Annotated in this window: 15 protein-coding genes and 1 pseudogene; 2 read left to right on the forward strand and 14 right to left on the reverse strand. The window is 39.3% G+C overall.

Translation table 11 applies throughout. The features are described from left to right. Positions 1-55: 55 nt before the first annotated feature. The 5 genes from ACN6NE_RS26965 to ACN6NE_RS26985 form a co-directional block, all read right to left on the reverse strand. Positions 56-1,516 carry a phytoene desaturase family protein gene (locus tag ACN6NE_RS26965; protein WP_474328341.1) on the reverse strand — a complete coding sequence of 487 codons (1,461 nt, stop codon included), beginning with the start codon at positions 1,514-1,516 and terminating at the stop codon, positions 56-58. Next, entirely contained in the window at positions 1,513-2,652 is a 1,140-nt protein-coding gene (locus ACN6NE_RS26970; RefSeq protein WP_474328343.1) for a glycosyltransferase family 2 protein, read from the reverse strand. The genes ACN6NE_RS26965 and ACN6NE_RS26970 overlap by 4 nt, the downstream gene beginning before the upstream one ends. Beyond that, complete coding sequence (locus tag ACN6NE_RS26975; RefSeq protein WP_474328345.1) at positions 2,616-3,329, reverse strand: lysophospholipid acyltransferase family protein; 714 nt, start codon at positions 3,327-3,329, stop codon at positions 2,616-2,618. Before ACN6NE_RS26975 ends, ACN6NE_RS26970 begins: the two co-directional genes overlap by 37 nt. Further along, a complete protein-coding gene (locus ACN6NE_RS26980; protein ID WP_474328347.1) occupies positions 3,326-4,093 on the reverse strand; it encodes a carotenoid biosynthesis protein in 768 nt (255 codons plus the stop codon). Before ACN6NE_RS26980 ends, ACN6NE_RS26975 begins: the two co-directional genes overlap by 4 nt. A 235-nt stretch (positions 4,094-4,328) precedes the next feature. Then, positions 4,329-4,790, reverse strand: coding sequence for a hypothetical protein (locus tag ACN6NE_RS26985; protein ID WP_474328349.1), 462 nt, complete (start codon positions 4,788-4,790; stop codon positions 4,329-4,331). Between the two features lie 272 nt (positions 4,791-5,062). Between ACN6NE_RS26985 and ACN6NE_RS26990 the strand changes: the two are divergent. After that, positions 5,063-5,700 (forward strand): annotated as a pseudogene (locus ACN6NE_RS26990) (HoxN/HupN/NixA family nickel/cobalt transporter). A gap of 256 nt (positions 5,701-5,956) precedes the next feature. Here ACN6NE_RS26990 and ACN6NE_RS26995 read toward each other — a convergent pair. From ACN6NE_RS26995 to ACN6NE_RS27030, 8 genes are all read right to left on the reverse strand, one after another. Then, positions 5,957-6,766, reverse strand: a complete 810-nt coding sequence (locus tag ACN6NE_RS26995; protein WP_474328351.1) for an urease accessory protein UreD — start codon at positions 6,764-6,766, stop codon at positions 5,957-5,959. Further along, positions 6,763-7,377, reverse strand: a complete 615-nt coding sequence (ureG, locus tag ACN6NE_RS27000; RefSeq protein ID WP_013057654.1) for an urease accessory protein UreG — start codon at positions 7,375-7,377, stop codon at positions 6,763-6,765. The genes ACN6NE_RS26995 and ureG overlap by 4 nt, the downstream gene beginning before the upstream one ends. Before the next feature lie 39 nt (positions 7,378-7,416). Next, on the reverse strand, positions 7,417-8,103 hold the full coding sequence (locus ACN6NE_RS27005) for an urease accessory protein UreF (RefSeq protein ID WP_129710400.1): 687 nt from the start codon (positions 8,101-8,103) through the stop codon (positions 7,417-7,419). Next, a complete protein-coding gene (ureE, locus tag ACN6NE_RS27010; RefSeq protein ID WP_129710401.1) occupies positions 8,096-8,542 on the reverse strand; it encodes an urease accessory protein UreE in 447 nt (148 codons plus the stop codon). The genes ACN6NE_RS27005 and ureE overlap by 8 nt, the downstream gene beginning before the upstream one ends. 10 nt (positions 8,543-8,552) lie before the next feature. Beyond that, complete coding sequence (ureC, locus tag ACN6NE_RS27015) at positions 8,553-10,262, reverse strand: urease subunit alpha (protein ID WP_474328354.1); 1,710 nt, start codon at positions 10,260-10,262, stop codon at positions 8,553-8,555. A 1-nt stretch (position 10,263) separates the two neighbouring features. Then, positions 10,264-10,590: an urease subunit beta gene (locus ACN6NE_RS27020; RefSeq protein ID WP_474328356.1), complete on the reverse strand. Its 327-nt coding sequence runs from the start codon at positions 10,588-10,590 to the stop codon at positions 10,264-10,266. Between the two features lie 14 nt (positions 10,591-10,604). Further along, the gene (locus tag ACN6NE_RS27025) at positions 10,605-10,907 is read right to left on the reverse strand and encodes an urease subunit gamma (protein ID WP_013057659.1); all 303 of its coding nucleotides are present in this window, start codon (positions 10,905-10,907) and stop codon (positions 10,605-10,607) included. Between the two features lie 152 nt (positions 10,908-11,059). Further along, positions 11,060-12,109, reverse strand: a complete 1,050-nt coding sequence (locus ACN6NE_RS27030; protein WP_474328359.1) for an anthranilate phosphoribosyltransferase — start codon at positions 12,107-12,109, stop codon at positions 11,060-11,062. A gap of 194 nt (positions 12,110-12,303) precedes the next feature. On the opposite strand from ACN6NE_RS27030, the gene ACN6NE_RS27035 reads away from it, so the two are divergent. Then, the gene (locus ACN6NE_RS27035; protein ID WP_129710404.1) at positions 12,304-13,446 is read left to right on the forward strand and encodes a C40 family peptidase; all 1,143 of its coding nucleotides are present in this window, start codon (positions 12,304-12,306) and stop codon (positions 13,444-13,446) included. Between the two features lie 80 nt (positions 13,447-13,526). Here ACN6NE_RS27035 and ACN6NE_RS27040 read toward each other — a convergent pair whose 3' ends face one another. Beyond that, entirely contained in the window at positions 13,527-14,522 is a 996-nt protein-coding gene (locus ACN6NE_RS27040) for a 3D domain-containing protein (RefSeq protein WP_474328360.1), read from the reverse strand. Between the last annotated feature and the right edge of the window lie 191 nt (positions 14,523-14,713).

Genomic DNA, 14,713 nt, shown 5'->3' on the forward strand with positions numbered 1-14,713 from the left:
TGCACTTTCTTATAGTACCAAAAAACTAAACTTTTTGACAATCCTGATTTATCAATTAGGAAGATGAAATAAGCATAGCTACGTTGATGCCGCTAATCGTGACCATAGGAGACCCTCCTCCAGGGTGAGTCGTTCCTCCTACAAAATATAAGTTTTTAACATCTTTTGAGACGTTGCTTGGGCGAAGAAAACTATCCATTTTCCGGTTTGAACTCACGCCGTACAAAGCACCTTTAAATGCACCAAACATTTGTTCAATTTCATATGGAGTAACAATTCGTTCATGTACAAGCGAAGGCTCGATATCTAAACCAAACTGAGAAAGCTTGCGATAGACAACTTCTCTGTAAGCTTTCATTTCTTCTTGATTCTCTTCTTTCACAGCAGGAGCATTCACTAAAATAAATAAATTATCACCCGGAGCTACCGTGTTATCGGTATATGAAGAATTACAAATGTAGATGGTGGGATCGGTTGGAAGCGTTTTTTGCTGAAATAGCTCATAGAATTCCTGTTTATAATCCTGAGAAAAATACACTTGATGATGAATCAGCTGAGAAAAGCGCTTCTTAACAGCTGCCATGATCACATAAGCTGATATGGAAGGCTCGAATTCAGCTGCTTTTTTGTTTTTAAAATGAGGTCTATCCTGTTCTTTTACAAGTGCCGGATAGGCTTTTAGCAAGTCCCCGTTCACAATAACGATATCCGCGTCTATCTTTTCTTCTCCATTTACTTCCACTCCGACAGCCCGTTTATTTTTTACGATTATTTCAGTAACGCTGCAGTTTGTATACAGCTTTCCTCCAGCTTTTTGGAACACATGTCCCAGCCCTTTTGCAATTCTAGGATTTCCTCCTTTTACATAGTACACCCCATTATTCATTTCTAAATGTCCAATCAGTGAAAACGTAGCGGGTGATGTATAAGGTGAAGATCCGATATAGGTTGCATATCGATTAAATGCATTTCGAATGTTTTCGTTTCGAAAAAAACGCTGATGAAACGTATCTACTGTTTCAAACGGCCTTACTTGCAGCAATGCTTTTAATAAAGAAGGGTTTGTGTAATCTTTCCACGATGAAAATGTCCGGTAGAAAAATTGGCTTTTTGCAATATCGTATATTCTTTTTACTTCTTTTAAATAGGCAGGGTATTGCTCTGCAGCAAAGGGATCGAGACGTTCAAGCTGCTGAATCATTTTCCTTTCATCTATAGACATGGAAAATTGTGAGCCGTCGGTGAAGAAATTATTCGTATGATGCGTTAGTTTGACAAGAGGCATATAGTCTTCTGGACGTTCACCCGCTTGCTCAAATAACCACTGAAAAACTTCGGGCATTGTAATGGTATTAGGCCCAAAATCAAAAGAATATTCTCCTAGCTGCACAGGCATCATTTTTCCGCCTACATGCTCATTTTTTTCCACAATTGTGACATCGAACCCCTTTGTTTGAAGAAGAACTCCTGCAGCTAATCCGCCTAATCCTGCCCCAACTATTAGTACTTTTTTCATTGATAATGCCTTCCTTTCCATTCATATCCCTGCTTTTTTCGTTCACGCTTCATGGAATGATTCATCAGCAGCATCAGCACAATTGCCGACGCGGGCATCGTACAAAATAAAAGCCCTTTTTGCTGAGCCGACCGGTCAATTAAAAACCGCTGAAAAAGCATAATACAAAAAGGCAGAATCCAAAGCATGTTGCCTGTGAATATTCCTGCTATAAAAAAAGGAAGCGGCAGCACGTAGTAACAGGCAAAAAAAACGCTTAGTACCCAAACTGCTTTAGCGGAGCGGCCCAGACCTACAAAGATGTTTTTAGCAAAACCGTTCCATACTTCTTCTGTTGTTTCATACATATAACAGCTAACATGAGAGGTAATATTAGCTAAAATGACGCGGTGTTTCTTTTGCTTAAAAAGCTGGGCTAGGTGGACATCTTCTACTAGTGAAGATTTGACGGCTTCATGTCCTCCTACGGCTTCGTAAGCTTCTTTTTTTATAAACATAAAAGCACCGTGAGCCGCTGAAGCTTTGCTCATCTTGTTACGATTAGCTACGACAACCGGTAAATAACTAAAAACAACCACATGCTGAAGCGGAACAACCAATGCTTCTAACCACGTTTTTACGGGAAAACGAGGGAAACCTGTTAAAAGAGCGGCTTTTGTCGCTTGTGCTGTGGCTAAAGTATGTTCTAGTGTACGTTCTTTTAGTTCTACATCTGCGTCTACAAACAATAAATAGTCTCCATTTGCAGCTTGCGACAGCTGGTGACAGGCATGAACTTTTCCGACCCAACCCTCTCTCCGCTCTTTTCCTTCTATGATGGTAAACCTCGGATCCCCGTGAATTTCTTTCAACAGCTGTGTTCGTGTTTGATCTGTGGACTGATCGTCTAGTATGACACATTCTAGATTGCTGTACGTTAATCCTTTAATAGAGGAAATGATTCGCTTTACATTTCGTTCTTCATTTCGCATTGGAATCAAAATAGAAATGAGAGGCTGAGGTGTTTTGGAATCCGGCTCGTATCTTTTTAATTTAGGCATTGCTTGAATATTTACAATGGTTAGAAGCAGCATAAAAATAAATAAAAGCATATAGTAAATCATTCTTTCACCTTCGCTTTCCACCACGTTAACCATTCACTAAGCGTCTTTTTTCCTTTTAATAAAACCGTAAATTCCTCATCGTTTTCTTGAATTATTTTCTGTTTTTGATGATCGAGCTGAGCAGTGACTGCACCGCCTAGCGTGTTGGTTATCTCTTCTCTTGCCTTAGCTGATTCGTAAAAAACAGCTTGCCCTACCCAGATAAAAAGCTCCGGTCGCTGATCATGGCGAAACGTATAATAATACGTAATGGGAATAACTTCAACGTCAGAATGCTTCTTTAAAAGAAAAGCAGGTCCTTCAGAAAAAGTTAACGGTCTTTTTTCAAGATGCTCTTCTTTTCCTTGGGGAAAAATAAGCACCGCTTTTTTCTCTTCTAACAGCTTACCGGCAAACCTTAACGATTCCACCGTATGCTTCGGAGACGCTGCATTTACTGAAAAAGCTCCGATTCGTTGAAAAAAAGGAAAATCCTTCATTCCTTGTTCAGACATCATAGCGTATAGATCTGTTTTTAATACCGCGTTATTTAAATAAAATGTCACTAAACCGTCCCACCAGCTGGAATGATTAGCAATTAATAAAATTTTTTTATCTTTTGGGAGCCCTTCTATATGTAAATGAATACGATAAAATTGCTTTTTAAGCTGATATGTGACAAACAGTTGAAAAAACCGCTCAAATATTGAGTTTTTCTTCGGGTAAATCATAAGCGAGTCTCCTTTTTATACACAATATAAAGAATAAGAAAAGGAATCATCGTCAGCCATACGACAAGCCATAGGCCATTCGCTAACGCTACAATCACAAACATCATGACAACTGCACTATACAAAAATACCATTCTTTTTTCCCACACCGGATTTTCCTCTTTAGGAGACTTAGCTAAAAAGAAATATACGACCAGCTGAATGAAGAAAGACAATAAAAACCAGCCGGAGAAATTTGATAAAGGAATATTATAATAAAAGCTGTCCCCTTCCCACACCCAATATTGTTTAACAACATAGGCAACAGGATCAATAGCCAAATCCATAATAACAGCAAAAAGCGAACTAATGACTGCATATGCAATTCCATGGACAATAAACGGCAGTTCCATACGTTTCATAATTCCGAGAGCTAATATTCTGCTTGTAATCACAACCATAAACCAAGCCGAACCAATGGTCAGAGGAACCCCTAAAATTTTGGCGCCAAAATCTTTTTCATAATCGTAGGATCCAAATAAAAATCCATACTTAACACCTAGACTTTCGATATAAATAGATGCGCCTGTCACAAATATCGCAACGAGCAGTGCCCGCCTTACTCCATAAGCTTTAGCCAGATAAATAAGAGCAAGAAGACTGCTCAAGTGTAAAAAGACCTCGTTTGCCCATTCTAACCATGAAGGCAGCAAATCGAAGGAAAGCAAGACGACTCCGCATACGTACCAGATAAGAAAAAAACGATAAATACCATTTGTGATCATCCTCTATCCACCTTCTCTCCAGCTTCTTTTTGTCAAAATGCTATTATATAAGCTTGTACACATTCTCTCCATTTTCAATGTGCTCTTTTTTATGAGTAGTCAGCGCTCTCTTAAAATTATGTAAAAACAGCCACTGTTAGTACGTTCCCTAAATAAGAGAGTTTATTACTTATTTATAAACAAAAATAAAATAAACGTCCATTAAAATCTACGGATGTATAGATTGTAATGACGTTTATTTTTTCTTATGTATAGACACTTCTAATAGCTTTTTGACAATGAGTCCGACAACAAGTCCGGGTATAACAGACAGCATAGGAAGCCAAATTGGTCCTATAAAAACACCGTTGACGGTTGTTACTGAGGAATACATAATGCCTACTGTAACAAAATAAGCACAGGAGACAAAAGGAATAAATGTAAATCTCGATGCGCCGTTTTCTGCTTCTTTAACAGCATCCCAAATTGCAAAAAAATACAAACATGGATAAAACATTAACCACTGCATGTTCATTACCTCTAGGGACTGCCTTGTTTCTCCTAAAAAGCTTAAGCGAATGCCTTCATTAAAATTTGCGCCCATATTAATGAGAAATTCAAGTACAATAAACAAAATTCCTTTTATATGTTTTTTGTTTAGTAATTGTCCAAAGCCCGGCAACGCAATGCTCCATAAAAGAGCTTCTAGTCTAGTCACGTTCTGTCCTAACATTTTGACGTATAAAAGAACTCCACAGCATGATATCAGTAGAAATTTTGTCCATAGTTATCAACCTCACAATAATTTACTCATAGTTTTTGTAAATGTAAAATTTTTATACTACATCTCCTTTAATATTTGTAACTTATTGTAAATTGATAAATAGTTTAGCTATTCGACCAGACATTTTCGTTTAGAATTTTCTGTTTATTAAAACAAAAGCGTACGATATACTAGTTTTATACGTACGAAGGGATGAGAAAGCTGACATGGAAACAAGTTTTTTTTCAATTTTAATACTAGGGTTTTTTTAGGAATCAAGCATGCTCTAGAACCAGATCATATTATCGCTGTATCAACCATTGCTTCAAAAAGTAAAAAGCTTTGGCGCTCTTCGCTTGCAGGAGTATACTGGGGGATTGGCCATACGCTTACGCTGTTTATTTTTGGCATGATTTTAATGGTGTTAAAAAGCAGTATTTCTGAACGTATGAGCATGTCACTTGAATTTTTAGTGGGCATTATGCTCGTTTACCTCGGTTTCACATCGTTTCTGTCTTACAAAAAACAAGTACATACGCATCACGAAAAAACGTCTTACTTAAAGTCATTGGGCATTGGCTTTGTTCATGGACTGGCCGGAAGCGCAGCGATGGTTGTATTAACGATGAGCACCGTTACTCACGTATGGCAAGGTGCTCTGTACATTATCATTTTTGGAATCGGCACTTGTCTTGGCATGCTGTTATTTACAACGGTCATTGGAATTCCATTCGTTACAACTAAAAAGCAAGTGACGTTAAACCGTTGCTTAATGCAGGTAACAGGCGCTGTCAGCATTATATTTGGCCTTTATTATATGTATAATTTAGCTGTAAGCGACGGATTGTTTAGCCTGTGGTTCTAAAAGCGAATGAGACATAACGAAAACAATTCAATCTAAAGATGAACAAGTAGGATAAATGATCTGGACTGCTTGTTCCACAGCTGTTGATTTCTGTGCAAGACGTCGCTTTGCCCTTTAATCAACGGCTAGAAGGAACTACATACAGGGAACCTACGTTCACCCTACCAATAAAAAAATCCGAACGAATTTGATTCTCCATTAAGAATCCAGCTCGTTCGGATCTTCCTTCAACTACAATACTTTTGTCCCAGCCTCTTTAATACTTACGCAAAAGTGATACTTCAGCTTTTAGTAAATGCTGTCGGAACAATCCGTATACTTTAGCGATTATGTCTTCAACTTCTTGTGTACTAGCAGCTAATATTCGAATAGCACATCCGGGGATCGGAAGTGCGGAAGCTCCTACTTTACAGCCTGCCTCTTCGCACAGCTGATGTACTTTCGCTATAAATGCGTCGTCGGCGTTTGGATGAACAATGATAATCGATCCAAAATGAGTATACCCTTCCATTTTCATCATGCCGCGCAAATGGCTTTCTGGCTTCAAGTATAAGTGATCGTATACCTTCAGCTGCTCGTTTACATACAATTTAAGCTTGGAACGCATAGAGGTATATTGAAACAGCTGCCCATCCGGCGACCACCCCGGAGTTATGCTGTCACACATAAACAAAGCAGCGTTTTGTGCCATACGAACCGTTATTTCTTGGACAAATGCAGCATTTTCATACAAAATAAGCGGGTCTGGTATATATTCCATGATGGCTTGTTCTTTAAGGGTTATACACGTTTCTTGTAAAACAGCTTCGTTCGGTGTTTTGTACACCTTTGTCGCAGATTGAGTAGTAGCCGTCAGCTGGGCATTTTTCTCTACCGTTATCATCGTTTTATACTTGTCTCCGCTTACGTATCCTCCGCCTACGTGAAGCATATAAACAAAAGGGGATTCAGGAGTCATGTAAATAGGTCTGGCAACTTTGAAAGCACCGTAATGGTACGTATCTTTAATAACGGTTCGCTCACTGTTTCTTTCTGCTCGAAGCTCTAAATAACCCGTGTAGCTCATGATTCAAGGCCGATTAAAAAGGCCTCTTTTTTAATCCATTCTATCACTTGGTCGAGCCCTTTATCTTCTTTTAAATTGGTGAAAACAAAAGGCTTGTGCCCTCTCGCTTGGATTGTATCTTTTTCCATTACTTCTAAACTGGCTCCTACATACGGGGCTAAATCTGTTTTGTTGATAATGAATAAATCAGATTTAATCATTCCTTGACCGCCTTTACGCGGGATTTTTTCCCCTTGTGCTACGTCGATGATATAAATCGAAAAATCAACGAGCTCTGGGCTAAACGTTGCGGCTAAATTATCTCCTCCGCTTTCTACAAAAATAAGTTCAACATCGGGGTGACGTTCCACTAACTCATCGATCGCAGCAAAGTTCATAGATGCATCTTCTCGAATGGCCGTATGAGGACATCCTCCTGTTTCTACTCCTACGATACGATTTTCTGGCAAAATACTGTTTTTTACTAGAAATTGCGCGTCTTCTTTTGTATAAATATCGTTTGTAACGACTGCCATGCTTAGCTGTCCTTCTAGTGCACGCGTTAATCGTTCTACTAACATTGTTTTCCCTGCACCAACAGGTCCACCAATTCCAATTTTAATTGCATTCATTTTTTACGCCTTCATCTTTAGAAGGCCTTCCCTCCTTTTTTATGACATGAACAATCGGACATGCAATTGTTCATGCTGCATTTGAGCGATTTCTAACCCTGGTGTCACGGCACCAAATTCCTCTTGATCCGCTTGTAAAATATGCTGAAGTGCTTGCTGCAGCAGCGGCTGAAAAAGAACGAGCGTTTTTTGTCCATCCGTTTGACCGATCGGTATGCCGCGAACAGCATTTTGAATTAACGAAGAAATGCTAGCGTACAAGTGACTTAAAATTGCCTCTTCTTTTGTGATATTTAACTGCAGGCTGGCTAACGCAAATACAACAGCAGGATGTCCATACGCCTTCTTTGCTTTTACCTCACTAATATACTTTTCTAAATAAGAGCCTTGAAATAACTCTAAGCAAAGTTTTAACATGCGCTGGCCCACGCGTCTTGTCCCTTCTCTTGTTTCTTTTGACAAAGCAAGAGCGTATAATTCATGATCCACTCTCATAATTTCGTTAAACTGGTCATGAGCCCCATACTCATAAGCCAGTCTGCATGCTAAGCCGTCCGTATACGTCAGCTGAACATCAAGGTATGTACGAAGCGCTTCTTGAAAGGTTTCTGTGTTGTAAATTTGATCTCGCTGAATATACGTTTCAAAGCCAAACGAATGTGAAAATGCACCGGATGGAAAATTTGAATCACATAGTTGAATCAGCGAAAACAATGAATTAGTCATGACTGTGTCCGATATGCTTAAAAGCTTGTTTTACTTTTCTTTCTTCGCGCTTATAGGGAATATCAAGCTGCTGGAGCAATTCTTCGACTAAATAATCGTACTGTACGAGCATGTCTCCACCTTCAAACTGTGCCGGCAAATGTCGGTTGCCAAGCTGATGAGCAATTTCTCCCATTTGCTGAATATCAATCGGCTGAATCGTCAAAATATCGTCTGCCAGCACCTGCACAACAATCATATTGCTTTCATCCATAAACAGCACGTCGCCATCGGTGAGCTCGCGATTTTCTTTTAGACGAATTCCTAGTTCCTTACCGTGATCTGTTACAACGCGCTGAACGCGTTTTACTAAGTGATCACTTTCGATATATACCTTTTCTATATGCGGAGCCCGTTTTTCTAATGTTGCCATATTTCCGATAATTTTTTCTATTACCATTTCTTTCACCTCAAAATAAAAAGTATCGCTGCGCCATAGGCACAACTTCTGCTGCTTCACATGTAATCATTTGTCCATCTACTTTTACTTCGTACGTTTGGGGATCAACTTCAATTTTAGGGATTTCCCCGTTTAACTTCATATCTGTTTTTTTTAATTGACGAATATTTTTGACCGGTTTAAGCAGCTTTTGCAACCCCAGTTTCTCGCCCACTTTGTTCTCGTACGCTGCTTTTGACACAAACGTAAGAGACGTTTTAGCTCTTGCTTTTCCATAAGAAGCAAACATCGGACGGTATAAAACCGGCTGTGGAGTTGGAATTGAAGCGTTAGGATCTCCCATTAAGCTGTGTGCAATCAAACCGCCTTTTACAATCAAGTCAGGCTTTATTCCAAAAAAAGCTGGCTCCCATAGGACTAAGTCAGCCATTTTCCCTGTTTCTACTGATCCTACGTATTCGGAAATTCCATGAGCAATCGCTGGATTAATCGTATATTTGGCTACATAGCGTTTGACACGTGCGTTATCGCCAGCTTCGCTGTCACCATCAAGTTTCCCTCTCTGCTTTTTCATTTTGTCAGCTGTTTGCCACGTTCTTGTAATCACTTCTCCTACACGCCCCATTGCTTGGGAATCTGAAGAAATCATACTGAATACACCTAAATCGTGTAAAATATCTTCAGCTGCAATCGTTTCTTTGCGAATGCGAGAATCAGCAAAAGCGATGTCTTCTGGTACAGAGGGATCAAGATGATGACATACCATGAGCATATCTAAATGTTCTTCAAGCGTGTTGACAGTATAGGGTCTTGTTGGATTAGTTGATGATGGAAGCACGTTTGGAAAGCTTGCCATTTCCATAATATCAGGTGCATGTCCGCCTCCAGCTCCTTCAGTATGATAGGTATGAATGACTCGATCGCCAATCGTTGCAATCGTATCTTCGACAAAGCCGCCTTCATTTAAAGTATCTGTATGAATCGCAATTTGAACATCGTACTCGTCTGCTACCTGTAAGCTTGTGTCAATGGCAGATGCCGTGGTTCCCCAGTCTTCATGAAGCTTTAGTCCAATTGCTCCAGCTTCAATTTGCTCAATTAAAGGCTCTTTGGCACTTGCATTCCCTTTTCCTAAAAAGCCAATATTCATTGGGAATGCTTCAGCAGCTTCAAGCATTCGTTCAATATGCCAAGCTCCGGGTGTACAAGTTGTAGCTTTTGTTCCTGTAGCCGGTCCCGTTCCTCCTCCAATCATTGTTGTCACGCCAGAGGCAAGAGCAGTTTCAATTTGCTGCGGACAAATGAAATGAATATGTGCATCAATACCGCCGGCGGTTACAATTTTCCCTTCTGCTGCAATCACTTCTGTACTCGCACCAATGATGATGTCTACTTCATCCATCAGCAGGGGATTGCCCGCTTTTCCGATGGTTTGAATGAGTCCATCTTTTATTCCAATATCTGCTTTATATATGCCTGTATAATCAACAATAATTGCATTTGTCAACACTAAGTCCACTGCTTCGCTTCGTGTTGCAAGAGGATGCTGCCCCATTCCGTCACGAATGACTTTTCCTCCGCCGAACTTTACTTCATCTCCGTACGTGGTGAAATCTTTTTCAATTTCAATAAATAGCTCTGTGTCTGCTAAACGAACAGTATCTCCAACGGTTGGTCCAAACATATCTGCATACTGACGTCGCGACATTTGAAAACTCATCTTATACATCTTCCTTTCTATCAGAAAGCGATCTGTTTGTTTTATTGTTAAGACCGTAGATTTCTCTTGTTCCGGAGAAATCTACGAGATCCACTTCTTTTGCATCACCTGGTTCAAAACGAACGGCTGTACCGGCCGGAATATTTAAATGATAGCCAAGCGAAGCTTCTCGGGGGAATTCGAGCGCAGCATTCACTTCAAAAAAATGAAAGTGGGACCCTACCTGAACAGGTCGATCGCCTCTGTTGATTACAGTCACGCTAATTGATTTCTTTCCGTTATTACATGTGATTGGGTCTTTTTTAAAAAAATATTCCCCTGGAATCATATCTTTCCCTCCTCTTAACGAATTGGATCGTGCACAGTGACGAGCTTGGTTCCGTCTGGAAAGGTAGCTTCTACTTGAATATCATGAATCATTTCCGGAATACCTTCCATTACATCTTCTCGTTTTAAAATCTTGGTACCTTCTCGCATTAGCTGTGCTACCGTCTTGCCATCACGAGCTCCTTCCATAATTTCATATGTAATGATAGCTACTGCCTCGGGATAGTTAAGTTTTAATCCTCTTGTCTGACGGCGTCTTGCTAAGTCTGCAGCCACGACAATCATTAATTTCTCTTGTTCTCTCGACGTAAGTTTCAATGAAAGCTTCCTTTCTGCTAATCTATTTTCTTATTAACATCAAATGTGATATTTTCTAACACAAATACATAACTAATTATAGTAAATTTTCTGACAAAAAACAAAGAATTTATCTCTTCCGATAAAAAAAGATGAGCATGTTTGCTCACCTTTTACTCTTCTGAAATCGCTTGTGTTTTCCATTTCTGCAGGTGTTTCCAGCCCAAACCTTCAGCTAGCTGACGTTTTGCATAGTCTACTCCTTTTTCAATAGAAGCTTCATAGCCAAATAGATAATAGCGCAAGCCAGCGTTTAATACTACTTGATTATAGACATAAGTCAGTTCGGAAGAAGATTCACCCTCCAGAATGCGCGTCACATATTCCGCTTGTTTTTCAACACTTATTTTCTTTTCAAAGTGCTCTTCTTCCACAAACAGTCCGTATTCTTTTGGATTGACAATAAACGACTCCATCTCTCCTTGTGAGATAGTAAAAACAAAGCTGCTTCTATGTACAGGTACATCTTCTGATCCTTCTATCCCTTGTACCACGTATACGTGTTTGAAAGGCAGAGAAGCAAAAATAGGCACAATCTTATTAATGGCCGTACGATGAAAAGCCCCCATCATTAAAGAAGAAGCATTCGATAAGTTTAGTAGTTTTTCAACCGTATTAATAAGTGTCCTTACACCAATTTCATGACGAATTTTTTTGATGCGACTAAGAGGATAAGAAATTGTTTCGGCATTTACAAAGCCAATTTTTAACGTTTCAAACACATGACCGATGTTTTCAATCGTTTGAGCTTGAGGGATCTGTAATGAATGAAGTACGTCTTCAATCGTTGTTCCAAACTTTGGAGGAAGTGCTTCTGTACAGTGTAAAAAAGCTGGCACACCTCTTTCAGCTAATAAAATCGATACAGGAATGGTCGCAAAAAATGAATTTCTCCCTGCATAAGGGCTTGCAAAATCAATTGATTTATCTTTTAACGGCTGAGACAGCGGTATTTCTTTTGTTTTTTCACGAAAAGCATGAACGAATCCCAATAGTTCATCTGCATTTTCAGTTTTAATACGTTCCGCAATAAAAAAAGCAGCGATCTGAGCATCCGTAGCTTGTCCTGAAGCGATTAAGCGAGCTGCTTCTTTTGCTTGTTCATACGTTAAGTCAGTTGATCCTCTTTTTCCGCGCGCTATTTCTTTGATAAATTGCTGCATATCGTACACTTCCTTTTTAACTGAATATTTGTACATTGTATCACATATTTTCTTTGTTCCTTAGATTATCTTCTATTAGGTACGCAAACTGCTAAAAAATATGAAATTAAAGGAAAAGTACTAGTTCTTTTATAACCTAATATAGTATAATCTATCTGCTATACTATTATTTGGATATTTGGGGGACTTTACAAATGAAAAAAGAGAAACTACTTGTACCATTTATAGCAGCATCCGTTTTAGTAGGAGCATCGGTGACAACGCCTGTTTTTAGTCACTCTGCTTATGCTGCTTCTTCTGTCAGCATTTATCAAAAAGACGTTAATTCGCTAGCAGATTATTACGCACCATTTTATAAAACCGTAGAAAAAAAGCTAAAAGAAATTGAAGGAATAAAAGATGACGAAAAAGCGTTAGCTGCATATGATCAGCTTGCGGATCAAATTGACCAGTTTCTAACAAAGACTGATAAAAATTATGCGATGAATCACCTTAATTCAGAAGCTGATCAGCTTCAAGGGTATTTATACGACAGCTTAATTGCTCTTTACAATTACATTGTGGATCTTGAAGACTATGCGTATGGAGATGTAAGTGACGCGGAATTTAATAAGATCTCTGCAAATTTTGAAAAAGAAATCAACGCATACAATACGCAATTTCAGCAAAAAGCGAAGAGCTATAAAACGAAGCGAAAAGTAACGTTTAACGCAAATATGAGTTATTTGCTTGATGAAGATATTCAACCTTCACCAACAGCTCCATCTACACCGGCTGATAGCAATGGCACCTACACGGTGAAAAAAGGAGACACGCTGACAGCAGTCGCTAAAAAGTACGGCATGACGGTAGCTGAATTAAAAAAATTAAACAATTTAAAAACAGATGCGCTAAAAGTTGGACAAGTGCTGAAAGTGAAAAGTACAAACGCACCTTCGCCGGCTCCAGCACCTCAAGCTTCTGTTAGTGCAAAACAGCAGCAAATTGTATCGTATGCCAAAACGCTAATTGGAAAGCCCTATAAATATGGAGGCACGACACCAAAAGGTTTTGATGTATCAGGGTACACACAGTATGTATATAAAAACGCGGGTTCAAATATTTCTATCCCCCGTACAGTAGCAGATCAGTATAAAAGCGGCACGGACGTAAAGCAAAACAGCCTGCAGGCTGGAGATTTAGTTTTCTTTAAAAACGGCAAATCCGTTTCAGTCGTAGGAATTTACCTAGACAAACAAGAATTCATTTATGTCAGCAGCAAAGGCGTTAAAACGCAATCACTTTCAACAGCGTACTGGAAAAACAGCTATGCGGGAGCAAAGCGTATTATAAAGTAAAAAGAGGTGCCATATGGCACCTCTTTTGCTTTACTAGCTATGTATTTCTATACTAGACTAGCAATTTTATAAAGAACTTCTTAGTTCATAACCGTGATTTTAACAGATTTTCTTCCGAACTGTTGAGCATCACCTTCAGAAGGAACGAATACATCAATTCGATTACCTTTAATTGCTCCACCTGTATCGGCAGCTACAGCTTCACCATAGCCTTCTACATAAACTTTCGAACCTAATGGAATAACACTAGGGTCAACAGCGATTACTTTTTGATTTGGATTTGCTTTTAAATCCACTCCTGTAGCAGTTGTACCGCTACATCCAGCACAATTAGCCGTATAGGCAGTTGCTTCAACTGTCATTGATTTGCCGCTGGCTTGTTGTGACGATTCAGCAGGTTGTTGTTGAGCTTGTTCAGCTTGAGCTTGCTGCTGCTCTTTTTGAGCTTGTTCAGCTTGAGCTTGCTGCTGCTCTTTTTGAGCCTGTTCAGCTTGAGCTTGCTGCTGCTCTTTTTGAGCCTGTTCAGCTTGAGCTTGCTGCTGCTCTTTTTGAGCCTGTTCAGCTTGAGCCTGCTGTTGCTCTTTTTGAGCTTGTTCGGCTTGAGCCTGCTGTTGCTCTTTTTGAGCTTGTTCAGCCGGCACTTGAGCTTGCTGAGCTTCTGGAGCAGCTTGGGCTACTGAAGGGCTTGATTGCTGAGCTTGGCCGTTTGGAGACTGAATTTTTAATTGTTCGCCAGGATAAATTAAATCTGACTTCAGTCCGTTCCATTCTTTAATTTGATCTACCGTCACGCCGTATTGCTGACTGATGGACCATAATGTGTTTCCTTGCTGAACTTTGTGCGTCATTTCTTTTATAGTAGCTACGTTTAATTCTTGATTTGGATAAATAATATTAGATGTTAAGTTGTTTGCATCTTTTAGCTCGTCTACGCTCACGCTGTGCTTTTGAGCGACTTTCCATAACGTATCACCTTTTTCTACGTGATACGTTCCGCTTGTAGAAGCAGAAGCTGCACCTACAAATCCTGCTGAAAGGATTGCTGTTGTTCCTAGAGTAAATATAAATTTTTTCATTACGAATACCTCCTTATTTACTCAATGATTGAATGATATCATCCTCACATTTCACAGCCGTTACAGAGCCATGCTACTTTTATTACAAAACTTAACAAAACGGAACGTTTAAACGTAATATTTCTGATAATTTGGCTATATGATGAAACGTTTCTACTTTTTACTTCTTTTTATTGTTGTTTTTACTAAAA

It is taken from the genome of Priestia sp. 53B2 (assembly GCF_056099005.1).